The sequence below is a fragment of the Streptococcus sp. CCH5-D3 genome, assembly GCF_001556435.1.
Lineage (GTDB): Bacteria > Bacillota > Bacilli > Lactobacillales > Streptococcaceae > Streptococcus.
Genome location: NZ_LSIW01000058.1, coordinates 47,571 through 73,141 on the forward strand (window position 1 = coordinate 47,571; position 25,571 = coordinate 73,141).

General features: G+C 41.7%; 20 protein-coding genes. 1 reads left to right on the forward strand and 19 read right to left on the reverse strand.

The annotated features are described in order from the left end of the window. Window positions 1-4: 4 nt before the first annotated feature. The 12 genes from AX662_RS03020 to pbp1b all read right to left on the reverse strand — a co-directional run bounded on the left by AX662_RS03020 (window position 5) and on the right by pbp1b (window position 15,329). Window positions 5-961 (reverse strand): class I SAM-dependent methyltransferase, encoded by a 957-nt coding sequence (locus AX662_RS03020; protein WP_037601477.1) that lies wholly within the window; start codon window positions 959-961, stop codon window positions 5-7. 44 nt (window positions 962-1,005) lie between these two features. Next, on the reverse strand, window positions 1,006-1,323 hold the full coding sequence (gene comGG / locus AX662_RS03025; protein WP_060971590.1) for a competence type IV pilus minor pilin ComGG: 318 nt from the start codon (window positions 1,321-1,323) through the stop codon (window positions 1,006-1,008). Beyond that, window positions 1,301-1,738, reverse strand: coding sequence for a competence type IV pilus minor pilin ComGF (comGF, locus tag AX662_RS03030; protein WP_060971591.1), 438 nt, complete (start codon window positions 1,736-1,738; stop codon window positions 1,301-1,303). Before comGF ends, comGG begins: the two co-directional genes overlap by 23 nt. Next, on the reverse strand, window positions 1,725-1,955 hold the full coding sequence (gene comGE / locus AX662_RS03035; protein ID WP_060971592.1) for a competence type IV pilus minor pilin ComGE: 231 nt from the start codon (window positions 1,953-1,955) through the stop codon (window positions 1,725-1,727). Before comGE ends, comGF begins: the two co-directional genes overlap by 14 nt. Window positions 1,956-1,986: 31 nt before the next feature. After that, window positions 1,987-2,415, reverse strand: coding sequence for a competence type IV pilus minor pilin ComGD (gene comGD, locus AX662_RS03040; protein ID WP_267472011.1), 429 nt, complete (start codon window positions 2,413-2,415; stop codon window positions 1,987-1,989). Further along, window positions 2,375-2,701 carry a competence type IV pilus major pilin ComGC gene (comGC, locus tag AX662_RS03045; protein WP_002885815.1) on the reverse strand — a complete coding sequence of 109 codons (327 nt, stop codon included), beginning with the start codon at window positions 2,699-2,701 and terminating at the stop codon, window positions 2,375-2,377. Before comGC ends, comGD begins: the two co-directional genes overlap by 41 nt. Then, complete coding sequence (gene comGB, locus AX662_RS03050) at window positions 2,698-3,798, reverse strand: competence type IV pilus assembly protein ComGB (protein ID WP_155124425.1); 1,101 nt, start codon at window positions 3,796-3,798, stop codon at window positions 2,698-2,700. The genes comGC and comGB overlap by 4 nt, the downstream gene beginning before the upstream one ends. Beyond that, the gene (comGA, locus tag AX662_RS03055) at window positions 3,680-4,621 is read right to left on the reverse strand and encodes a competence type IV pilus ATPase ComGA (RefSeq protein ID WP_060971595.1); all 942 of its coding nucleotides are present in this window, start codon (window positions 4,619-4,621) and stop codon (window positions 3,680-3,682) included. Before comGA ends, comGB begins: the two co-directional genes overlap by 119 nt. 80 nt (window positions 4,622-4,701) lie before the next feature. Further along, window positions 4,702-5,064 carry a DUF1033 family protein gene (locus AX662_RS03060; protein WP_002887019.1) on the reverse strand — a complete coding sequence of 121 codons (363 nt, stop codon included), beginning with the start codon at window positions 5,062-5,064 and terminating at the stop codon, window positions 4,702-4,704. A gap of 162 nt (window positions 5,065-5,226) precedes the next feature. Beyond that, window positions 5,227-8,865: a DNA-directed RNA polymerase subunit beta' gene (gene rpoC / locus AX662_RS03065; RefSeq protein WP_037603707.1), complete on the reverse strand. Its 3,639-nt coding sequence runs from the start codon at window positions 8,863-8,865 to the stop codon at window positions 5,227-5,229. 100 nt (window positions 8,866-8,965) lie between these two features. Next, complete coding sequence (gene rpoB, locus AX662_RS03070; protein WP_002885744.1) at window positions 8,966-12,547, reverse strand: DNA-directed RNA polymerase subunit beta; 3,582 nt, start codon at window positions 12,545-12,547, stop codon at window positions 8,966-8,968. A gap of 358 nt (window positions 12,548-12,905) precedes the next feature. Next, the gene (gene pbp1b, locus AX662_RS03075) at window positions 12,906-15,329 is read right to left on the reverse strand and encodes a penicillin-binding protein PBP1B (RefSeq protein WP_060971596.1); all 2,424 of its coding nucleotides are present in this window, start codon (window positions 15,327-15,329) and stop codon (window positions 12,906-12,908) included. A 101-nt stretch (window positions 15,330-15,430) separates the two neighbouring features. Between pbp1b and tyrS the strand changes: the two genes are divergently transcribed. Beyond that, window positions 15,431-16,687, forward strand: coding sequence for a tyrosine--tRNA ligase (gene tyrS, locus AX662_RS03080; RefSeq protein ID WP_002885869.1), 1,257 nt, complete (start codon window positions 15,431-15,433; stop codon window positions 16,685-16,687). Between the two features lie 129 nt (window positions 16,688-16,816). Here the strand turns inward: tyrS and ilvC are convergent, their stop codons facing one another. The 7 genes from ilvC to AX662_RS03115 all read right to left on the reverse strand — a co-directional run bounded on the left by ilvC (window position 16,817) and on the right by AX662_RS03115 (window position 25,538). Then, window positions 16,817-17,839 (reverse strand): ketol-acid reductoisomerase, encoded by a 1,023-nt coding sequence (ilvC, locus tag AX662_RS03085; protein ID WP_002885764.1) that lies wholly within the window; start codon window positions 17,837-17,839, stop codon window positions 16,817-16,819. Between the two features lie 75 nt (window positions 17,840-17,914). Beyond that, on the reverse strand, window positions 17,915-18,391 hold the full coding sequence (gene ilvN, locus AX662_RS03090) for an acetolactate synthase small subunit (RefSeq protein WP_002887025.1): 477 nt from the start codon (window positions 18,389-18,391) through the stop codon (window positions 17,915-17,917). Further along, complete coding sequence (locus tag AX662_RS03095; RefSeq protein WP_060971597.1) at window positions 18,384-20,084, reverse strand: acetolactate synthase large subunit; 1,701 nt, start codon at window positions 20,082-20,084, stop codon at window positions 18,384-18,386. The genes ilvN and AX662_RS03095 overlap by 8 nt, the downstream gene beginning before the upstream one ends. Before the next feature lie 133 nt (window positions 20,085-20,217). Then, a complete protein-coding gene (gene ilvD / locus AX662_RS03100; protein WP_060971598.1) occupies window positions 20,218-21,939 on the reverse strand; it encodes a dihydroxy-acid dehydratase in 1,722 nt (573 codons plus the stop codon). 168 nt (window positions 21,940-22,107) lie between these two features. Then, a complete protein-coding gene (locus tag AX662_RS03105) occupies window positions 22,108-23,775 on the reverse strand; it encodes a DAK2 domain-containing protein (protein ID WP_014635125.1) in 1,668 nt (555 codons plus the stop codon). Continuing rightward, window positions 23,775-24,140 (reverse strand): Asp23/Gls24 family envelope stress response protein, encoded by a 366-nt coding sequence (locus tag AX662_RS03110; RefSeq protein ID WP_002885694.1) that lies wholly within the window; start codon window positions 24,138-24,140, stop codon window positions 23,775-23,777. Before AX662_RS03110 ends, AX662_RS03105 begins: the two co-directional genes overlap by 1 nt. Before the next feature lie 111 nt (window positions 24,141-24,251). Then, a complete protein-coding gene (locus AX662_RS03115; RefSeq protein WP_060971599.1) occupies window positions 24,252-25,538 on the reverse strand; it encodes an MATE family efflux transporter in 1,287 nt (428 codons plus the stop codon). Window positions 25,539-25,571 lie beyond the last annotated feature (33 nt).

Consider the following 25,571-nt stretch of genomic DNA (forward strand, 5'->3'; position numbering starts at 1 on the left):
TTTGCTAGAAAATGGAATTATCTGATTTCCATTTTTGAAAATTATCTGTGAAATCCTTGAGGATCTCTGGGTTTTGCAAATCGCTAAGTGGATAAACGAAGGTCTCTGGAGCATTTTCAGTTTGTTTTTTAAGTACGAAGATAGACTTCATATTATGTTTATTGCCAAAAGCTGCTTCTGGAAGAGTGATAACGGCAATAATATCAGCATATCCTGATAGCCATTTCTTAAGCAAGTCACTTTGTGGGCTTGTCAAAAGATTAGTTGGTGCCAAAAGAATAGCAATACCATCTTTCTTCAAGTACTTGAGTGATTGCTCCATGAGAAGGTGATGGGCATAGGTATGTTCACCAGTTGCTGCAACCTTGAAACGACTCGCAATCTCATCATTTGGGTAATATCCAACAGGTAGGTCACTGATAATAACATCACTCTCTTTGAGAATGTGTGGTCGAACAGCATCTTCTTGGATGTAAACTGCACTTGAATTCACCACATCAGCAATACTAGCTGACAAATCGATAAGGAGATCGTCAACTTCCATTCCCATATAATTAAGGGTTTTCTGACTATTATTTAGAAGGGTTTCAGCTAAGTTTCCTGTCCCTGAACCAATCTCTAAAATATCTAATTGGTCGTCCTTGGTCAAACCTTCGAGTAGGTAAAGAATGATAAATCCAATAGCATCTGGTGTAAATTGGTGATTGGCTTGTAAAGCTTCCAATTGCCCTAGTTTGATAAACAAGAACTGAAAAGCACGACGCCACTCCTCTTTACTTAGATCAAGAGCACGTAATTTCTCGTTGTTTTTGATGATGACTTCATTAGCTACCTCAGCCCCCAAATAATAGGAATTTTGCTCAATAAGTGCATCGTAAGCATGGGTTCCAAGATCATTTTCAATGGTTTGGACATTTTCTAACAACAGCTCAAAAGCTGTCTCAATTGCTTCAAAATTCATGATTTCCTCCGTCCTTCTATCATATCAAAAAGGGAAGAGAATTTCTATTTATGCTCCTGTTTCTTCACATAACGATAGGTCTTGATTTGGCCTTTACTGGCAACTCTAACAATCACTTGTTTGTCCTTAACCTCGTAGGTCGTAGTTCCCTGAGAAAAACTAAAAGCACCTGCTTCCTTGTCCACTAAGTCCATGGTCATTTCTGCCATGAGACGACTTTGACTGGAGGTCATTTGCGCTTGATTTTGTCTAGAGCTAGCAACCACCCGCTCCAGATAAACATGAAGAAGAAGTGTGAAAATGCCAGCCATAAAAAGAGCGTAAAGAAGAACGCCTCCCCTAACCTGTTTTTTCAAAAGCATAAACAAAACTCCTTTGTAGCCCATTTTTTAGAGTCACTTGGATGGTGACTATCTGGTTATTTTGACTTATCGTACTAGATTTCACATTGAAAAGCATGGGTTGGTAGCCTCGACCGTCAGCATTTGTTTTTCGAAAATCAGAGGCACTTGAAAGACCAAAAGCCAAGTCTTGATTATCCTGCTTGACATAGAGTTTGTTCCCCTCTACCTTGACCAACTGACAACCTTCTAATTCTGCCTCCATTTGTTGAACAAATAAAAGCCAGTCTTGGTTTTCTTGTTGCTTGACCTGCTTAACATTGCTCACCAATACTGTGGTCAGACCTTGATAAACTTGAATTGAACCAGCAATCACCAACAAGGCTACTAGACATTCCAAGAGGGTAAAGGCGCGAACCTTACTATTTAGAGACATGAATAATCTCCTTTCCTGATTCATAAACCGCGATACCTTGCTTGCTACGTTTTACTGTCACTGTGATACCATTTAAGGTCAACTGATCCTGTTTGGTCTGAACTGCCATGGTTGCCACACTCAAAACCTCCTGTTGGTGGAGATTCCTAGCCATTAACCTACGATTGGTATTGATTTGACCTAATATAAGACCACTGACAAGCACTAAGACAGCCATTGCTACCAGGCTTTCGATAAGAATATAGCCTCTAAGAGACCGTCTTTTTATATTTACCGCTGCCCATGTTAAGTTGATAGGTCACCACCTCCTTATCACTTGAAAAACGAATCTTGGTGAGGCTCGAGTTGCCTCCTTTAGCATCAAACATTAGCGTCTGCCCCTTATCAAGATGAATACTTTTAGGAATCACTAGACTGGATTTTCCGTTACTGATTTTATCCTTGGTCAACTGCAATTCAACATTGGCCCCTTCCGCTGCTGCCAAGCGCTGACTATCTCGGTATAGGTACTCAAAGCGCAGATAAAAAAGGTTAGTTTCAACCTGTTGAAAAATACCTGTCACTGAGCCTGACAAACTCAGAATGAGAAAGGCAACCACTGCTAGTGTCACCAGACTCTCCAACAAGGTAAAGGATCTAGTTGGCCACTGAGCGGCTTTCGCCACCATGTTTCGCATAGTAATCATTGTATGAATCTGCCTGTTTTTGCGTGATTTGACCTTCTGAAACAAGAGCTGCTAAGCTAGCTGTCTTGTTATTCTTCATTTCATAAAGTTCTGCTTGAGAATCCACGACCTTGACCACAGCCGCATTTCCAGTCTCTTTAACAGAATCCTTCTGCTTACTCAAGTTAGGAACAAAAAGCAAGAGGAGAATACTGATAATGAGAAGCACGACCAGCATTTCAATTAGCGTAAAAGCTCGTAGTTTAACGGCATTCAATTTTTTTAACATCATTTTCATGACATCATTCCTTCCATATTTTGATACATTGGTAATAGCATAGCTGCATAAATCATTACAATCACGACAGCAACAATAACAAAAATGAGGGGTTGCACAAAGGTTGTTGCCTTATTAAGACGGTTAAAGAAAGCCTGCCAAACCTCTTCAGCATAGACTTCTAACTCATAGCCCAACCTAGCATTGGCCTCTCCATAAGCAATAATTAAGGATAGCTCCTTAGTGAAAAATGGGTGAGTAGCAATTCGGTCAGGAAAACTCTGTCCTAGCATCAAGGCCTCTTCTAAATCAGCCCCCAGCTCACGAAAGAGCTTGGACTTTTGCTCTTGCATAAGAGAAACCAAGTCTAACAGGTCAATGCCTTGTCCTAAGAGGTTTCCCCATTCCCTAGCATAATAGGCGGTCGTATATAGCCTGACAGTTTGGCCTATGAAAGGGATTTTTGCCATTCGTCGATAAAAGACAAGGGCTGGCTGGTGTTTGACCCATAGATAAAGAATTAAGCTTAATACAAAAAGTCCACACAAACTCACAAAGAAGAGCTGGGGAAAGATTTGAACCAACTGTACAGCCCAATTATCCTTACCATCACCCTCTAACAGTTGAGGTAAAAGATAATTTTTAAGTCCTAACATAATCAGAATCAGGAAACCCAGGAGTAAAATAGGGTAGGTCGCTACCTCCATGAGTTTCTTACGAACCTTGGTCATGCGAAGCATGTAGGTTTCAATCTTGGTTAAACTCCCTAGAAGATTACCGTGCTTATCAGCAAGGGCAATCTGAGTAACAATATTGTCCGAAAAACCCACTGACGCAAACATCTGGTCTAGCCTGTCGCCTCGCATTAAGCTTGCTTTCATAAGAGATAATGACGATTCTTTCAACAAGTGACTTCGCTCCAAAAAGGCTACGATTTCAGTTAAAGTAAACCCTGCCTTTAAAAGTTGTTTGAAAAGCTGGATAACCTTGACTTGCTGATTAATCTTTAATTTTTTCCCCTTGGATATCCCCTTCAGTGAGATGTCCTTGTTGAACCAAGCCTTCCAACTGTTGGTTCCAGCTGGTTGACGAATGACTTTGGAAATTTTCACTGGCAAAATCAATCACACCTCCTCCCTTAATCAAACGCATATAGGCAATCCCTTGAAGAGCATTATCCAACTCAGACTTATCTACACCGAGGTCCAGAAGACGCTCATAAACACCTGCCACACTCTTTGCGTGAATAGTTGAAAGAACAGTCACTCCTGTCAGACTAGCTCTAATAACCGCTCGAGCAGTCTCCTTATCTCGAATTTCTCCAATAATCAAAACATCCGGGCGGTGACGTAGTGATAGCTTAATCAAATTATCATAGGTCATGTCAATTGCCTGATTTACCTGGAGTTGCAAAACATTATCCTGTTTAATTTCCACAGGATCTTCAATCGAAATCACCTGCTGTCCCTTAAAACGCTCCTGAACCAATTCATGCATAAGCGTAGTCTTTCCAGAACCTACGGGACCTGCAAAGAGATACAAGCCACGATAATCCAAAGCATCCATAATCGGCTGGATTCCTTGATTCCAATACACCAATTCTCGACGTTCGGAATGTAGAACACGAATAACTAAACTTTCTAAGCCGCGATAATCCCCAACGGTTGATAAACGCAGAGAAACCCTTTGACCATCACCACAATCATAGTCACAGGAACCTAGTTGACTCCTACGCTTCTCACCCACCATCATTCCCGCCACAAATTTAAAGTGACCAATAAGACTAGCCATGAAATCAGGCCGATATACATCAATTAATCTCCTCTCCTGGCCAACTCGCATATAGAGCTCGTAATTATCCTGACGTGGAATGACATAGATGTCTTGAGCCCCACAACTATCAGCATTTTTGATCATTTCCTTAGCAAATTCTGTTACCATAAGGACCTCCTCATAGACCTATTCGTAAAAAGTTTAAGAAAATGAAAAGAAGCCCGAAAAAATTCGAGCTTCTGCATTGTTTAACGTTTAATTTTACAGTGGGCATGATTTGGAAGGTCATTTCGCTTTTCATATCCCGGACGGTATTTTTCCTCAGGAATTTCCTGCCAATCATCCAAAAGAGCAATCGATTGATAGACCTGCAGATATTCGTCACACTCCTCACACCAGTGTTTATCCTCTTGGTCCCAAAAAGCAGTCATGACACTACTACGGCTGATATAACTTGGCAAGGTTTCTTCCATAGCAAACCAAAGTTTTTTATAGTACTTGAGGGCATCATAAAAATTTTCAAATTCCTTAGTACTGATGATATCTTCTTGCCAGCCTTCTAAGAACCACCACGGTTCCAAATCCCCTTTCATTTCAACTACTTGGTACATTTTTCTTTCTCACTTCATCTTTGGTGTTCCTATTATACAAAATTTTCTGGAAAAGATAAAAAAAATGGTCTTATATTTTATATTTATCAAAAATTGAAAAAATTCTAGTCATATAAATACGAAAAGAACTCACAATTCATTGTGAGTTCTTTTGATTTCGTTTTAGTCTTCAGATGATTCCACAATTGCTTCATCAACAGCAATGTTTTCAATAACTTCAACTTCGTTAACTGAAAGTGGTTCAATGTTACGGTAACGAGCCATACCTGTACCAGCAGGAATAGTCTTACCAATGATAACATTTTCTTTAAGACCAAGGAGATGGTCTTTCTTACCACGGATAGCTGCATCTGTAAGCACACGTGTTGTTTCTTGGAAGGAAGCCGCTGACAAGAATGAATTTGTTTCAAGTGAGGCTTTCGTAATACCAAGAAGGACTGGACGAGATGTTGCAGGAACACCACCAGAGATAACAATATCCTTGTTAGCATCTGTGAAGTCAGAAATGTCCATAAGTGTACCTGGAAGGAGATCTGTATCACCTGGATCCATAACACGTACTTTACGAAGCATTTGACGAACCATTACTTCGACGTGTTTGTCACCGATTTCTACCCCTTGGCTACGGTAAACTTTTTGTACTTCTGCAAGAAGATAAGTTTCAACTGACAAGGTATCACGCACTTCAAGGAGACGTTTAGGTTGGATTGACCCTTCTGTCAAGGCTGCACCACGGTGTACTTCGTCACCCACTTCAACTTTCATACGAGCTGTAAATGGAACAACGTATTCACCCATTCCAGTCTTACCTTGAACGAAGACTTTCTTAGTACGTGTTGCGGCATCTTCTTCGATTTCAATAACAGTACCTTTAACTTCAGTGATAACCGCTTCCCCTTTAGGGTTACGTGCTTCAAAGATTTCCTGGATACGTGGAAGACCCTGTGTGATATCGGTGTTTGAGGCTACCCCACCGGTGTGGAAGGTACGCATAGTAAGCTGTGTACCAGGTTCCCCGATAGATTGAGCGGCGATAGTACCAACTGCTTCACCAACTTCAACCGCATCACCTGTTGCCAAGTTGATACCGTAACAGTGACGGCAGACACCGTGACGTGTGTTACATGTAAAGACTGAACGGATAGTTACTTCTTCAACACCAGCATTGACAATAGCAGCAGCCATGTCTTCAGTAATCAAAGTATCTGGACCTACGATTACTTCACCTGTTGTAGGATTCTTAACTGATTTCTTAGTGTAACGACCTTGAAGACGTTCTTCAAGTGTTTCCGTAACTTCTTTACCGTCAGTAATCGCACGGATGAGAAGACCACGGTCTGTTCCACAGTCATCTTCACGGATGATAACATCTTGGGCAACGTCAACCAAACGACGAGTAAGGTAACCTGAGTCGGCTGTCTTAAGGGCCGTATCGGTCATACCTTTACGCGCACCGTGAGTAGAGAAGAACATTTCCAAAACGCTCAAACCTTCACGGAAGTTTGAAAGGATAGGCAATTCCATGATACGTCCGTTAGGAGCAGCCATCAAACCACGCATACCGGCAAGTTGAGAGAAGTTAGAGATGTTACCACGAGCTCCTGAGTCCATCATCATAACGATTGGGTTCTTAGGATCTTGTGTCTCAATCAGACGTTTTTCAAGTGCTTCTTTCGCTTCACGCCATGTTGTTGTAACAGCAACATAACGGTCATCATCTGTCATCAAACCACGACGGAAGGCCTTGTTAATTTCTTCAACACGGTGGTGAGCAGCATCGATAATTTCTTGTTTGTTATCGATAACTGGGATATCGGCGATACCCACTGTCAAACCAGCAAGTGTTGAGTGGTAGTAACCAAGGTCTTTCAAACGGTCAAGGAAGGCTGATGTTTCAGTCGTACGAAGACGTTTGAAGGTTTCAGCGATGATGTTACCAAGATTTTTCTTCTTGAATGGCGCATTAATTTCCAAACTATCAATAACTGTTTGGATATCTTGACCTGGTTCAAGGAAGTACTTATCTGGTGTACTATCTGTCAAGTTCTCATTTGTTGTTTCTTGAAGATATGGAATTTCTGCTGGAATGATTGAGTTAAAGAGAATCTTACCAACAGTTGTAACCATAATCTTGTGAAGTTGGTTTTCTTTCCAAGGTTTATCAGGCATGCTGTCTACTGCGATACCGACACGGCTATGCAAGTGAACATAACCATTACGATAAGCCATAACTGCCTCATCAATATCCTTGAAGACCATACCTTCACCCTCACGGCCTTCTTCTTCCATAGTCAAGTAGTAGTTACCAAGAACCATATCCTGAGATGGCGTTACGACCGGTTTACCGTCTTTAGGGTTAAGGATGTGTTCAGCCGCAAGAAGGAGCAAACGTGCTTCAGCTTGAGCTTCTTCAGACAATGGAACGTGGATGGCCATTTGGTCACCGTCAAAGTCCGCATTGTAGGCCTCACATACCAATGGGTGAAGACGAAGGGCCTTACCATCAATCAAGACAGGTTCGAAGGCCTGGATACCCAAACGGTGGAGGGTAGGTGCGCGGTTAAGAAGTACTGGGTGTTCCTTGATAACATCTTCAAGAATATCCCAAATACGTTCATCACCACGTTCAACCATACGTTTAGCGGCTTTCACGTTACCTGCGTATTCACGCGCAACGATTTCACGCATCACAAATGGTTTGAAAAGTTCGATGGCCATCAAACGTGGCACACCACATTGGTACATTTTAAGTGTTGGACCAACGGCGATAACGGAACGTCCAGAGAAGTCAACACGTTTACCAAGCAAGTTTTGGCGGAAACGACCTTGTTTACCTTTAAGCATGTGGCTCAAAGATTTAAGTGGACGACTACCTGGTCCAGTGATTGGACGACCACGACGTCCATTATCGATAAGGGCATCTACCGCTTCTTGCAACATACGTTTTTCGTTTTGCACGATGATACCTGGGGCATTCAATTCAAGCAAACGAGCCAAACGATTGTTACGGTTGATAACACGACGATAAAGATCGTTCAAGTCAGATGCCGCAAAACGTCCACCATCCAATTGAACCATTGGACGAAGGTCTGGTGGTAATACTGGCAAGATGTTAAGCACCATCCATTCTGGTTTGTTACCAGACTTGTAGAAGGCATCAAGAACGTCCAAACGACGAACAGCTTTAACACGTTTTTGACCAGTTGCTGTTTTCAACTCTTCTTTGAGTTCAGCAATTTCAGCTTCCAAATCTACTTGTTTCAAGAGATCTTGGATAGCTTCGGCACCCATTTTAGCGACAAATGAACCATGTCCATACTCTTGCAATTTTTCACGATATTCACGTTCTGTCAAGAGAGATTTTGGTTCAAGTGGTGTTTCCTTTGGATCAATAACCACGTAAGCTGCGAAGTAAATAACTTCTTCAAGCGCACGAGGACTCATGTCCAAAGTCAATCCCATACGAGAAGGGATTCCCTTGAAGTACCAGATGTGTGATACTGGTGCTTTCAACTCGATGTGACCCATACGTTCACGACGAACCTTAGCACGTGTTACTTCAACACCACAGCGGTCACAAACGATACCTTTATAACGGATACGTTTGTATTTCCCACACGCACATTCCCAGTCTTTGGTAGGACCAAAGATCACTTCGTCGAAGAGACCTTCGCGTTCTGGTTTGAGCGTACGGTAGTTGATTGTTTCAGGTTTCTTAACTTCACCATAAGACCATGAACGTACCTTAGTTGGTGAAGCTAGTGTGATTTGCATACTTTTAAATCGATTTACGTCAACCACTAGTATTACCTTTCTTTTGTTCTATTGACAATAGCAGTGCTATTCTCACCTTTATCAGCTACCTTAGCAGAGAGAGTAAACTCCCTCTCTAAAGCTTATTTTATTCTGTTTTATCTGAAGCTTCTTCTTTAGCTTTTTCTAATTCAGCAGCTTCTTTGGCTTGTTGTACACGTGCTTTTTCAAGATCATCAACGTGCATGACATCATCGTCTTCACCTTCATCAAGATCACGTAATTCAACTTCGTAGTCATCCTCATCAAGGACACGCATATCAAGACCAAGTGATTGCAATTCTTTAACAAGTACTCGGAATGATTCTGGTACACCTGGTTTTGGAATTGGTTTACCTTTAGTGATAGCTTCATAGGCTTTCAAACGTCCGTTAACGTCATCTGACTTGTAAGTCAAGATTTCTTGAAGGATATTTGATGCACCATAAGCTTCAAGGGCCCAAACCTCCATCTCACCGAAACGTTGTCCACCAAATTGTGCTTTACCACCAAGAGGTTGTTGGGTAACAAGTGAGTAAGGACCTACTGAACGAGCGTGAAGTTTATCATCAACCATGTGGTGAAGTTTGATCATGTACATGACACCAACTGACACACGGTTATCAAATGGTTCACCTGTACGTCCATCGTAAAGGATTGTCTTAGCATCACTATCCATACCTGCTTCACGAACAGTATCCCAGAGGTCTTCTGAGCTTGCTCCATCAAAGACTGGTGTTGCGATGTGAATACCCAAGTTACGTGCAGCCATACCAAGGTGAAGTTCCATAACCTGACCGATGTTCATACGTGATGGCACCCCAAGTGGGTTCAACATGATATCAACTGGTGTACCGTCTGGAAGGTAAGGCATGTCTTCAACCGGAACAATACGAGAAACAACCCCCTTGTTACCGTGACGACCGGCCATCTTATCTCCGACCTTGATCTTACGTTTTTGAGCGATGTAAACACGAACAAGCATGTTAACACCTGATTGCAATTCATCACCGTTTGCACGTGTGAAGATTTTAACATCACGAACGACACCATCACCACCGTGAGGGACACGGAGTGACGTATCACGTACTTCACGAGATTTATCACCAAAGATAGCGTGGAGAAGACGTTCTTCAGCAGAAAGGTCTTTTTCACCCTTAGGTGTTACCTTACCAACAAGAATGTCACCTTCTTTAACCTCAGCACCGATACGGATAATACCCATTTCGTCAAGGTCTTTGAGGGCTTCTTCACCAACGTTTGGCAATTCACGTGTGATTTCTTCAGGCCCAAGCTTTGTATCGCGTGTTTCTGATTCGAATTCTTCCAAGTGAACAGATGTATAAACGTCATCTTTCACAAGACGCTCACTCATGATAACGGCATCCTCGAAGTTGTAACCTTCCCATGTCATGTATGCGACGATAGGGTTTTGACCGAGGGCCATTTCTCCACCTTCCATAGATGGACCATCAGCGATAAAGTCACCTTTTTCAACAATATCGCCAACCTTAACCAAAGTACGTTGGTTATAGGCAGTACCTGAGTTTGAACGACGGAATTTTTGAATAGTATAAACATCAAGAGAACCATCTTCACGACGAACTTCAACTTTATCAGCATCAGAGTAGACAACTTTACCGTCGTGTTGGGCGATAACTGCAGCCCCTGAATCGTGGGCAGCTTGATATTCCATACCAGTACCAACATAAGGTGCTTTAGGATCAATCAAAGGCACAGCCTGACGTTGCATGTTGGCACCCATAAGGGCACGGTTAGAGTCATCGTTTTCTAAGAAAGGAATACATGCTGTCGCAACGGCAACTACCTGTTTAGGAGAAACATCCACGAAATCTACAAGGTGTGATGGGTACTCTTGGTTATTACCTTGGTGACGACCCATAACGATTTCTTCTGCAAATGTTCCATCTTCGTTCAATTTAGAGTTAGCCTGAGCAACTGTGTACTCATCTTCTTCATCAGCAGTCAACCAAACCACTTCGTTGGTTACTTTACCAGTTGCACGGTCAACCTTACGATATGGTGTTTGAATGAAACCGTACTTGTTAAGGTGTCCATATGAAGACAAGTTATTGATCAAACCGATGTTAGGTCCTTCAGGTGTTTCAATTGGACACATACGACCGTAGTGCGTGTAGTGCACGTCACGAACTTCATATCCGGCACGGTCACGTGTCAAACCACCAGGTCCCAAGGCTGACAAACGACGTTTGTGTGACAACTCTGACAATGGGTTGTGTTGGTCCATGAACTGTGACAACTGTGAAGAACCGAAGAATTCTTTAACAGCTGCAGTTACAGGGCGAATATTGATGATTTGTTGTGGTGTCAAGACTTCGTTATCTTGAACTGACATACGCTCACGTACGTTACGTTCCATACGAGCCAAACCAATACGGAATTGGTTAGCAAGCAATTCACCAACCGCACGGATACGACGGTTACCAAGGTGGTCGATATCGTCTACTTTACCGATACCTTCAGCAAGGTTGAGGAAGTAACTCATTTCAGCCAAGATATCCGCTGTTGTCAAAGCACGAACTTTGTCATCTGGGTTGGCATTACCAACAATTGTAACCACACGATCTGGATCATTTGGTGCAACAACCTTGAATTTTTGAAGAACAACAGGTTCTGTAACCACCGCATAATCGTTTGGTGTGTATACAAATTTGTTCAAATCACCATCCAAGTATTCTGCGATTGAATCAATCACATCACGTGTCATTTCAGTACCAGCTTCAACAAGGATTTCACCTGTTTCAGGATCTACCAAGTTTTCAGCAATTGTTTGTCCCAAAAGACGTGTCTTGATGTTAAGTTTTTTATTGACTTTGTAACGACCAACAGCAGCCAAGTCATAACGACGTGGATCAAAGAAACGAGCTACAAGCAAGCTACGTGAGCTGTCGGCAGTTTTTGGTTCACCTGGACGAAGACGTTCATAAATTTCTTTAAGCGCTTCATCAGTACGTGAATCTGCTGGGTTTTTGTGGATATCTTTTTCAATGGTATTACGAACCAACTCGCTATCACCAAAGATATCAACAATTTCGTCATCACCTGAGAATCCAAGCGCACGCACAAGCGTTGTGAATGGAATCTTACGTGTACGGTCGATACGAGTGTAGGCAATGTCTTTTGAATCTGTTTCAAGCTCAAGCCATGCCCCACGGTTAGGGATAACTGTTGATCCATAACCCACTTTACCGTTTTTATCAACCTTATCGTTAAAGTAAACACCAGGTGAGCGCACCAACTGAGAAACGATGATACGTTCACCACCATTGATGATGAAAGTACCCATCTCAGTCATAATAGGGAAATCTCCGAAGAAGACTTCCTGAGTTTTGATTTCACCAGTTTCTTTGTTAATAAGACGGAAAGTCACAAAGATAGGTGCTGAGTATGATGCATCGTGGATACGAGCTTCTTCAAGTGTATACTTAGGCTCTTTCAATTCGTAACCAACGAATTCCAATTCCATAGTGTCTGTGAAGTTTGAGATAGGAAGTACATCCTCAAAAACCTCTTTAAGACCAGTATCCAAGAATTCTTTGAATGAATCCGTTTGGATTTCAATCAAGTTTGGTAAATCAAGAACTTCTTTGATTCTTGAAAAACTACGACGGGTACGATGTTTCCCGTATTGAACGTCATGTCCTGCCAAGTCTTCTACTCCTTTTCTACATTCGAGACCTGCTTTGCAAGTCGTGCACTTTAAATATTTGTCTTCTGCCTTGTTCAGTTGCTTGTCCCATTAACAAGTGATTAAACACCAAGATCCACTTATCTGATTAATGATAAGCGAAAAGTTAATCTGTAAATTTTTAGAACCTTTAAATATGCATTACAACACTTGAAAATCCTAAAAATAAGCACAAAAATAGCAGCTAAATCTGACCGAAAAAACGTTGATTTAACTGCTGTATCTCTTGATTGGACAATATTTCAACCAAGTAAGACGACAAATAGTTGTCTATATTATACCTAATTTTTTGCTTTTTTGCAAGTTTTCTTGGGAATTCCTAATGCCCTCCAAGAATGCTAGACCAGGCTTTTTGATAGTCACTGTCAGTTCCACCAATAGCAAATTTGTAGGTTGTATCTCCAGGCCCATTTTTAGCCCAATAAGTATCAACCATTTCACCACTTACAGAAACATTACGACCATTAACAGACACTGTTGCTGGTTTAAGGCCTGTTGATTTGAGCACACTTGCCTTAATAGCACTTGAATCGATATTAAACTTATCTCCCGTTTTAAAAATACCTGGATTGGCATTGTAGATGGCGGAAGTTAAACGAGCCATATATTGCGCATTGTAGGTGTAACCCGTTTTAGAATTGGTTGGTGTATTATTGTCATAACCAGCCCAACCACCAAGAGTAATACCAGGCGTTGAGACGATCAACCAAGCATCCGCAAAGTTATCTGTCGTTCCTGTTTTACCCATCCAGTCAGCTGAGGCTGCTGCACCATTGACATTTTTCAATTCAGAATGAAATTGAGTTGTCGCTCCCTTAACCACAACTTCCTTGAGCAGGTTATCCATGATGCTAGCCGTAGCTCTTGAAAAAACTTGAACCCCTTCAGATTTATGCTGATAGATAACTTCGCCAGTCCGGTCAGTAATACTATCAATCATATGACCCTTCTCATAGACGCCACCATTTGAAAGCATCTGATAGGCATTTACTTGCTGGGCAACCGTGGTTTCAATTCCCCCGCCAAGAGGTAAACTCTCGATATTGTAGTTAGCAATCTTATAGCCCATCTTGGTCATGTAACCCTCAACATCAACATCATGACGTTGAAGCATTTGATATGTCCAAAAGGCTGGAATATTCCACGAGGTATTGAGTGCCTCTTGTAGGTTCATCATAGCTGTACCCTTATCACCATCATGGAGAATAGGCGTTCCACCCGTAAAATTAGTTGGGTAGTTAGAAAGGATACTTGAGCTACCCATCAAACCTTGATCAATAGCAATTCCATAAGCAATAATAGGCTTAATAGATGAGCCTGGGGAGCGTGCCGTATCAAAAGCATGGTTATTTTGATTATTTTCGTAACTACGACCACCAACAAATCCTAGAATTGCTCCAGTCGCATTATCCATGAGCACATTTCCGACTTCAACTCCACTATTTCCACCTTGGTCGAGGAGGCCACCATATTGACTCGCAGCATCTTGCATCGCATTATAAACTGCATTATCAATAGTTGTCTTAACGCTGTAGCCACCGGTTTGTAGCTCTTGTAGGGCCCTCTCACGATAGCTTTCCTTGGTCTTATCATTTTTCAAATCTTGACTCGATACCTTGTCACGTTTAACTAGATAATCATACATGACATCCTGAGCCTCAGACATGACAGAATAGTACAAATAGTCATGACTTACGGCATCAGACTTCTCACCAGCCTTGAAATCTTTAGTGATATCATAATCCTTATAGCTTTCATACTGCGACTTATCTAGATAGCCACCGCGATAAAGATTGTAGAGTACATCTTGCTGACGTGCTAAGCCATAAGAAAGATCCTCTGCATTTTTTAATTGACCGTCAGCTGTATAAGGTGAGTAGACAATCGGGCTCTGTGGCAAACCTGCCAGATAAGCCGCCTGAGGAACTGTCAAATCCGCTGCAGATACCCCAAAAATACCTTGAGCAGCCTCCTCAATACCAGCAATATTTTTCCCCTTGTTGTTACGTCCAAAAGGAGAAACATTCAGATAATCGGTTAAAATTTCATTTTTAGAAGCGCGACGCTCCAATTGTAAGGCATAGATAATCTCTGCCGCCTTACGTTTAAAGGTTGGCGCATCGCCTGTTACCTGTTGCTTGATTAACTGCTGCGTTAGCGTCGAACCTCCACTTGAAGAGCCAACCCCCAAAACTGATGACACCAAGGCCCTAAAAACTGCCTTTGGTACAACACCCTTATGCTTTTTAAAATTTTCATCCTCAGTCGCAATGATGGCATTTTTGACATTGTTAGAAATCGCATCACTCTCAATAGGTGTTCTCAGCAAGTCAGTATCAATATCCGCAATCTTCTTGGAATCGGAATAGCTCATCGAAGATACCAAACTAACCTCACTAATCTGATTCAACAAGGTTTTGTCCTTAATCGATGGAACAGACTCAATTTGACTCCCCAGATAACCCAAACCAATTCCTGCACCGAATAAGGTAAGAACGATAATAACCACATAAAAGAAATCAGACAAGAGCTTTAAGGTTTTTAAGAAAACATCACCCATGTCTAAGAGTGTCATCCCATCCTCAGGCGACTTCCGTGCTTGCTTACGATTCCACTTAGATCCAGTCGTAGCTTTCCTTTCTTTAAAAGATTTATCTCCTCTTTTAGACCTAGAACCAGAGAACTTTGTACGAATAGTCTGCCCTAGTCGCCTAAAATAATTTATTATTTTTTCAAAATTCATAGAAATACCTCAAAGTCTATTATAACAAACTTTGACAAAGCTTGCATAGGGTTGCTTTCTTTTGGTATAATGGTGCAGAATATACTTTACTGGAGAATATCATGACAATTTTTGAAGAACTAAAAGCACGTGGCTTGATTTTTCAAACCACTGATGAAGAAGCCCTTGTAAAAGCCTTTGAAGAGGGACCAGTCTCATACTACACTGGTTATGACCCAACAGCAGACAGTCTCCACCTTGGACACCTTGTCGCTATCCTTACAAGTCGCCGACTTCAATTGGCTGGACACAAACCTTACGCCCTCGTTGGTGGTGCAACAGGTTTGATTGGTGACCCATCATTTAAAGATGCTGAACGTAGCCTGCAAACCAAAGAAACTGTTGAAGGTTGGGTTGAAAAAATCCAAGGACAACTCTCTCGTTTCCTTGATTTTGAAAATGGTGACAACAAGGCCGTTATGGTCAACAACTATGACTGGTTTGGTTCAGTCAGCTTCATTGATTTCTTACGTGACGTAGGTAAATACTTCACAGTTAACTACATGATGAGTAAGGAATCTGTTAAGAAACGTATCGAAACAGGTATCTCTTACACTGAGTTTGCCTACCAAATCATGCAAGGTTACGATTTCTATGAACTCAACGATAAGTACGGCGTAACCCTCCAAATTGGTGGTTCTGACCAATGGGGTAACATGACAGCAGGTACTGAGCTCTTGCGTCGTAAAGCAGATAAATCTGGACATGTCATCACTGTACCACTTATCACAGATTCAACTGGTAAAAAATTCGGTAAATCAGAAGGTAACGCTGTCTGGCTTGATGCTACTAAAACAACACCTTACGAAATGTACCAATTCTGGCTCAACGTTATGGATGATGACGCCGTTCGCTTCTTGAAGATTTTCACTTTCTTGTCACTTGAAGAAATTGAAGAGATCGGTAAAGAATTTGACCAAGCTCGTCACCAACGTTTGGCACAAAAAGTTTTGGCTCGTGAAGTTGTTACTTTGGTTCACGGTAAAGAAGCCTATGAACAAGCTGTTCACATCACTGAACAACTCTTCGCTGGTAACCTTAAAGCTCTCTCAGCACGTGACCTTAAAGTTGCCCTTAACGGTGTCCCAACTTATGAAATTTCAGCAGATGAAAATCTGAACATCGTTGAACTTCTCGTCAATGCAAAAATTTCACCATCTAAACGTCAAGCACGTGAAGATGTCCAAAACGGTGCTATCTACATCAACGGTGAACGTGTACAAGACTTGGATTACACCCTCTCAGATGCAGATAAAATTGATAATGAAATTACTGTTATCCGTCGTGGTAAGAAGAAAAACTTTGTCTTGACTTACTAATTTTATGGCTATTCTCACTCCTTAATGGAGTGAGTTTTTTTTACCAAAAAAGAGCAGTAGGATTGATTCCTAACTACTCTCTTCAGAACACAAAAAACCAGCACTAGGCTGGTTTTTGAGACTATCACATTAGTTATAGATTTTGAATGCGTCATCGTCGTTTTGACCAACGAATGGCATTGCTTTACGCAATTCAGCACCAACTTTTTCGATTTCAAGGTTAGCAGCTTCTTCACGGTAAGCAGTAAGTTTTGGACGTCCAGCCTTGTAGTCGTTAACGAAGTCGTTAGCGAATTTACCGTTTTGAATGTCAGCAAGAACTGCTTTCATATTTTCTTTCACTTGTTCAGTGATAACACGTGGACCTGATACGTAATCACCGAATTCAGCAGTGTTTGAAATTGATTGACGCATTTTCTTGAATCCACCTTCGTAGATCAAGTCAACGATCAATTTCATTTCGTGAAGCACTTCAAAGTAAGCCAATTCTGGAGCATATCCAGCTTCAGTCAAGACTTCAAAACCAGCTTCGATAAGGGCAGTCAAACCACCACAAAGAACTGCTTGTTCACCAAACAAATCTTCTTCAGTTTCTTCTTTGTATGTTGTTTCAAGAAGACCAACACGTGCTGCACCAACACCTTTACACCAGTCCATAGCGATGTCTTTAGCGTTACCTGTAGCATCTTGGTATACTGCGTAAAGTGCAGGAACACCAAAACCTTCTTCAAATGTACGACGTACCAAGTGACCAGGTCCTTTAGGAGCACACATGAAGACATCAACATCTTTAGGAACTTTGATGAATTCGAAGTGGATGTTAAATCCGTGTGCGAAACCAACAGCATTACCAGCTTCAAGGTTTGGAGCAATTTCTGCTTCGTAAAGTTCTTGTTGGATTTCGTCTGGAGCCAAGATCATGATAACATCAGCCAATTTAGTTGCTTCTGCTACTGTGTAAGTATCAAAACCATCTTCCTTAGCTTTATCAAATGATTTACCTGGACGAACACCGATGATCACATCGTGACCTGTATCACGCAAGTTTTGTGCATGCGCATGACCTTGTGAACCGTAACCGATAACGGCGATTTTTTTACCGTCAAGTGCTGCTACTTTTACGTCTTTTTCATATTCCATTTGAACTGCCATAGTAATATGTCTCTTTTCTAAAAAAATAATTTATTGCCTTTTTAAGGCTGGGTTAACAAATTTAAGTTGGATTTTTTAATCACGGGTAAATCCAGTAGCACCCGTACGAGCGATATTTTTGATTCCGTAAGGACGAATAACTCGTAGAAGCGCCTCGCTCTTTTCAGCATCACCAGTCATCTGGATAGTGATAGAGCTTGGTGCCACATCAACCACCGAAGCACGGAAAGGTTGAATAATCGCCAAGATTTCAGCACGTTTAGAGGTTGGTGCTGATACCTTAACTAGGATAACTTCACGTTCCAAGTGTGGTTGATCCGTGATATCACGGATGCGAATCACATCAATCTGACGATTAAGCTGTTTGATGATTTGTTCCACTTCATTTTGAGAATTCACATCAATAATAATCGTAATACGTGAAACGTTAGGATCCTCAGAAGCCCCTACAGAGATACTTTCAATGTTAACTTGACGTCGTGAAAGAACACCTGTGAAGCGGTTAAGGACACCTGAACGGTTCTGAAGTTTAGCTGTTAACATTCTACGCATTGAACTTCACCCCCAACATTTCGTGATTACTCTTACCAGCCGGAACGATTGGCAAGACATGCTCTTTACGAGAGATATCCACCTCGATGAACATTGGCACGTCTTCCTTGATAACTTCCAAATCCTGATCAATTGTCTCTGGATTATCAAACTTATAAGACTTAATGCCGTAAGCTTGAGCCATCAATTGGAAATCTGGAAGGGTATCAAAGACAGACTCTGATGTACGCCCTTCGTAGAAGGACTCTTGCCATTGACGTACCATACCAAGTGAGTGGTTATTCAACATAACAACCTTGATTGGCACCTTGTAAACATTTAAGATAGCCAATTCTTGATTCGTCATTTGGAAACCACCATCACCAACAAAGAGGATAACTTCTTTATCAGGATTAGCAATTTTAGCACCAATTGCTGCTGGGACACCGAATCCCATTGTTCCAAGACCACCTGAGGTCACCAATTGACGCTCATTTTGGTATGGATAATACTGAGCTGTCCACATTTGATGTTGACCAACGTCAGTAACAACAACCGCGTCACCCTTAGTCAATTCACCGATACGCTCGATAACTGCCTGAGGCTGTACCATACGTTCTTTCTTATCGTAAGAACGTACTCGCTCTTTGTCTTTTGTAACTTTTTCAATCCATTTTTCAGTGTTATTCTTAACCACTGGTTCTGCTAAGAGCATTTCAAGAGCTTGCTTGGCATCACCAACAACTGGAAGGTCCACTGCAATAATTTTACCAATCTCAGCTGGATCTACATCAATATGGACAACCTTGGCATTCTTGGCAAATGTTTTAGGATTACCTGTCAAACGGTCATCAAAACGACAACCAATGGCAATCATAAAGTCAGCATCGGTCATAGCAATGTTAGCTGCATATGAACCGTGCATACCACCCATACCCAAGAAGAGGGGATGACTAGTAGCAATTGTCCCTTGACCTAAAAGACTTGTAACAATTGGGATTTGGTAGCGTTCTGCAAAAGCAACTAGCTCCTTAGCAGATTCAGAATAAGACACCCCACCTCCAGCTACAATAACCGGCTTCTTAGCTTTACCCAACTGCTTCAAGATTTTCTTGATTTGCATTTCGTTTGGTCTTAGCGTCGGTTGGTAACTTGGAAGATTAATTTCAGGATTGTTGATGAAGGCTGTTTCCTTAGCTACGACATCTTTAGGGAGGTCGATAACAACTGGACCAGGTCGGCCAGTTGTTGCAATATGAACCGCTTCCCTAATAATACGAGGAATATCAGCTGTATCGCGAATCTGATAATTGTATTTTGTAATCGGCATGGTAATTCCGACAATGTCAGCCTCTTGGAAGGCATCCTTACCAATACCTGGTGTTGCGACCTGACCAGTAAAGACTAGGAGAGGTACGCTATCACTCATAGCATCTGCAATCCCTGTAATAGCATTAGTAGCACCAGGACCACTCGTTACAAGAGCAACACCGAGTTTACCAGTTGATTTGGCATAACCTTCAGCTTCGTGCAGACTTCCTTGCTCATGACGAGATAAGATATGATTAATCTTGTCATTTTTGTAAATAGCATCATACAAAGGAAGAACCGCTCCGCCAGGATATCCAAAGATAGTTGAAATCCCAAGTTCAAGAAGTGTATCTAGAATTAAATCAGCACCAGAGCGTGCTTCTTCAAGTTCAATTTTCTTCACATGGACCTCCTTTAGTAGTTGTTTTTTTCGAATTGTCTAAAAATTCAAAACCTTGTATACTATGATAACATTTTTAACCAAATTTGCAAGGGTTTCGGAGAAAAATATCACAAACTCTTCGGAAAGAATGTTCTTAGTTTTTTTCTTGTGCTTGACGTTCTGCTTTACGTTCTTCGAATTCTTCGTCACTCATCAAAGTTCCGCCAACATTGGCTGATTTAGCAAAGGCTGTATAGCGACGCAACCAACCACTTGAAATTTTTGATTTGAAAGGTTTCAAATGTTTGCGACGTTCTTCAAGGGTTGCATCATCTACAAGCAGATCAAGGGTACGATTTGGTAGGTCAATCACGATTTCATCGCCATCTTCGATTAGGGCGATATTACCACCTTCTGCTGCTTCTGGAGAAACGTGACCAATCGCAATACCACGAGTAGCTCCTGAGAAACGACCATCCGTAATCAGAGCCACATCCTTACCAAGACCGCGTCCGACAATCTTAGAAGTTGGTGCCAACATTTCTGGCATACCAGGTCCACCCTGAGGACCTTCGTAACGAATGACAACGACATGGCCCTTCTTAACTGTTCCATTATCAATCAACTCAAGGGCCTGATTTTGTGAATCACAACAAATAGCTTTACCACGGAAAGTTTTAACAGATGGATCTACACCACCGACCTTGATAACAGCTCCATCCTGAGCAATATTTCCGTAAAGGATAGACAAACCACCAACTGGTGAGATAGGATTCTCAATTGGATGGATAATTTCTTCATTCTTGATTTCAGCACCAGCTACGTTTTCTTTCAAAGTCTTACCAGTAACTGTAATACGATCACCCTTAATGGCTCCTTTTTTAATCAACTGATTAATAATGGCTGGAACTCCACCAGCTTCATGGACATCATGCATAGTGTAAACACTTGAAGGTGCAATTTTAGAGAGATAAGGTGTCTTCTTGGCAATCTCGTTAATGTCTTTAAGATCATAGTCAATACCGGCCTCACGCGCAATAGCAAGCGTATGAAGAACAGTATTGGTTGAACCACCCATGGCCATATCTAGAGCAAACGCATCATCGATGGCTTCTTTGGTCACAATATCACGTGGGCGAACATTATTTTTGATGTTATCCATCAATTTTGTGGCTGCTTGACGAACCAATTCACGACGTTCATCTGAAACGGCTAGGATAGTACCGTTACCTGGAAGGGCAAGGCCCAAAACTCCCATCAAACAGTTCATTGAGTTAGCGGTAAACATTCCTGAGCATGAACCACAAGTTGGACAAGCATTTTTCTCCAAATAATCGAGCTCTTCCTTGCTCATATCTCCAGCCTGATAGGTACCTACAGCTTCAAACAAACTTGATAGCGTCGCTTGATGACCAGTCATGTCAACGCCACCCTTCATAGGGCCACCAGAACAAAATACTGCTGGCACATTAGTACGCATGGCCGCCAAAATCATCCCTGGTGTAATCTTATCACAGTTAGGAATGTAGAAAACCCCGTCAAACCAGTGGGCATTAATAACTGTTTCTGCAGAATCGGCAATCAATTCACGAGATGGAAGACTGTAACGCATCCCAATATGCCCCATGGCAATCCCATCATCCACACCAATGGTATTAAACTCAAAAGGAATACCGCCAGCCTCGCGGATGGCTTCCTTGGCAATATCTGCTAATTCACGCAAGTGAACATGCCCTGGAACAATATCAATATAAGAGTTACAAATAGCAATGAAGGGCTTTCGCATATCCTTGGCAGATTTAACTTGCCCAGTCGCATACAAAAGTCCGCGTGCTGGTGCCTTATCAACACCAACTTTGATCATATCACTTCTCATGATGTTACCTTCAATCTATAAAATTTCTTACAACATATGTTACCACTTTGGAAAGTAATGTCAAGGAATTTTCAGAATATTTTTGTAATTCCGAAAAGATATCCCCGCTATATCAAAACTGACAAAACAAAAAGGAAGCCCTAAGACTTCCTAAATGATTATTCAAAATTATTCAACACTGAAGAGGTATGGATAAACTGGTTGGTCTCCTTGGAAGATTTCAACTTCGATATCTTCGTGAGCCTCTTCCAATTTTTCCGCAAGTGCTTGAGCTTGTTCTTGATTACCTTCTTCGCCGACGTAAATCATAACAATTTCACTGTCTTCGTCAATCATCTTGTCAAAGGTGTCAAGAAGGGCTTGGTCCATATCTGGTGTAGACACAAGGATCTTACCATCCACCATACCAAGGATATCATTTTCATGAATCTCAAGACCATCAATAGTTGTATCACGTACCGCCAATGTCACGCTACCACTTGTTACATCTGAAAGACTAGCTGTCATAGCTTCAACATTGGCTTCGATACTTTGGCTAGGATCAAAAGCAAGCAAACTTGTAAATCCTTGTGGAACTGTACGTGTTTCAACAACAGCCGCATTGACATCTACTACTTCAGCAGCTGATTGCGCTGCCATAAAGATGTTTTTATTGTTTGGCAAGATGATTACATTCTTAGCATTGACCTGTTCAATAGCCTTAACAATATCTTCTGTTGATGGGTTCATTGTTTGACCACCTGAAATCACATAGTCAACACCTTGTGATTTGAAGATATCTGCAAGTCCATCTCCGGCAACAACTGCAATAAGGGCAAAGTCTTTAGGAGCAGAAGGTGCAGCTTGGATAGCTTCTTCTTTTTGAACTTGTGCATCGTGTTGGTTACGCATGTTGTCAACCTTAACTTTGACAAGAGCCCCATATTTAAGACCTTCTTGCATGACAAGACCTGGATCCTCTGTATGGACGTGAACTTTTACAATTTCATCGTCGTTAACAACAAGGAGAGAATCCCCAAGGTTACTCAAGTAATTTTGGAACTCTTCATAGTCAAAGTCTTTCACATAAGTCGGACCTTGTTTGAGACCAATCATGATTTCCGTACAGTAACCGAAGGTAATGTCTTCTGTTGCAACATGACCAGCAACTGACTTATGGTGTTCTGCATTAATCATCTCTGTCATCGTAGCAGGTGTCGCTTGGAAGTCCTCTGAAGCGATATACTCACCTGTGAGGGCTGACAAGAAACCTTCATAAATGAAGACCAAACCTTGACCACCTGAGTCTACCACACCAACTTCTTTCAAAACTGGAAGCATCTCTGGTGTCTTGGCCAAGGCAGCCTTAGCTCCATCGAGAGCTGCACGCATAACCTCAACAGCATCATTTGTAGATTCAGCTTTCTTAATCGCTGCTGAAGCTGCACCACGTGATACTGTAAGGATTGTTCCTTCGACAGGTTTCATAACTGCTTTATAGGCAACTTCAACACCTGCTTGGAAAGCATGAGCTAGATCTTGGCCGTCAAGTTCCGTTTTATCCTTGATACTTTGACCAAATCCACGGAACAATTGTGACGTGATAACACCCGAGTTACCACGGGCACCCATCAAAAGACCTTTAGATAAAATCTGACCAACTTCACCAACTGTTGAAGCTGATTGATCTGCGACAGCTTTGGCTCCGTTATCCATAGTCATTCCCATGTTTGTTCCAGTATCTCCATCTGGTACTGGGAAGACATTGAGTGAATTCACATATTCTGCTTGCTTACCTAGACGTGTTGCTGCTGCTTGGACCATCTCCTGAAGCAAGCTTGTTGTAATTTTAGACACTAGTTTTCTCCTACGACTTTAATATTTTGAACGTAAACATTTACTGTTTCAGCCTTGATACCGAGTTGATTCTCAAGATTAAATTTCACACGTTCTTGAATATTTTTTGAAACCTCACTAATCTTAACACCGTAACTCATAACAGTGTAAACATCCACAGTGATACCTGCATCAGTAGATTTCACGACAACTCCTTTTGCGTAGTTTTCCTTTCCAAGAAGTGCTTGAAAATTATCTCGGATAGCACTCTTACTTGCCATACCGACAACGCCAAAAATTTCTGTTGCTGAACCGCCAACTACTGTTGCGATGACATCATCTGACAATTCGATTTGACCATCTTTTGTATTGATTTTTACAGTCATAATTACTACCTCAAAAAGTTTTTATCAGCTTATTTTACCATATTCGAGCTTACTTGTAAAAAATAAGAAGAAGATACCCTTTGAATAAGAGTATCTCCTCAATATCTATCATTAAAACTTTCTCTTTATGAGATAACGACGGTACATCACATAGAGGAAGACCGCACGCCATACATTATCAACAACGGTTGCAATCCAGACACCAGCAAGACCCATTCCCAGACTCACCCCAAGGAAATATCCTGAGAAAATTCGGATAATCCACATCCCAATAGTTGTTGCATAGAAAGGCATCTTAGCCTTACCAAGACCTTGCCAAACTGCTGTGTAGACTAGAGTCCCCGAGGTCACAGGATTCCCAAGGAAAGAATAAAGAATAACTACCTGGCTAGCCGCAATAGCTGCTTTATTATCTGTAAAGAGACCTGATAAGCCTTGTCCAAAAAGCAAGATGCTCCCTGAAACCAGAACCATCAAAAAGGTTGAAATCCAATAAGACTCTCGTATAATACGCTTCATCTGAGCCTTATCCCCTCGACCCAAACTATTGGCAACCAAGATAACCGTAGCCGTTGCGACTCCCATACCAGGCATATAGTTAAACTGAGTAAGGTTTTCACCGATGGCGTTACCACCGACAACGGCTGTACCAAAGGTAACAATAATAGCCACAATGACCACATCTCCAGCACGCATCATCAGTCGTTCACCTGCTGCTGGCAGAGCAATTCCCAACAACTCCCTGTTGAAAGGTTTGGTAACTTCAAGCTGCTTCACATCCAGTTTCATCGCTTGCCACAGTATCACTGTCCCAACCAGACGAGAAAAAACCGTAGCCGTTGCGACCCCAATAATCCCCCAATGTCCCACAAAGATAGCTAAAGAAGATAAAATAGCATTAAGGACATTAGTTAAAAGACTGACGACCATGGAAATACGAGGCCGTCCCTTGGCCCGTAGTATGTTACCAAAAGTAGTCATTAAGGCTAGGAAAACCACTCCTCCACCGACAAGAGCAAGGTAGAGACTACCAGCCTGAGTTACAGATTGCTCAGTACCTAAAAGATTAAGAATGGCCCCACCACCAAAAATGGAAAGTAAACCAAGAATGAGACTAAGAGCAAGGGTAATAATAATAGCATCCCAGGTGTCTCGGTTAGTCGCTTTAACATCTCCCTTCCCTAGACTTCTAGCAATGACACTGGCACTTGAGGCTCCTAGAGCAATGAAGATAGCTTGGTAAATCGTGATTATATTATTGGCTACGGAAACCCCTGATATGGCGACAATACCAACCTGAGCCACTAGGTAAGAATCGACAACCCCCATCAACATTTGTAGAAGGTTTTCGGCCATAGCAGGCAAGGCTATGTTTAGAATTTTCTTTGTTTCTGTCATAATATTCTCTTCTATATTGATAAAAATAGGGCT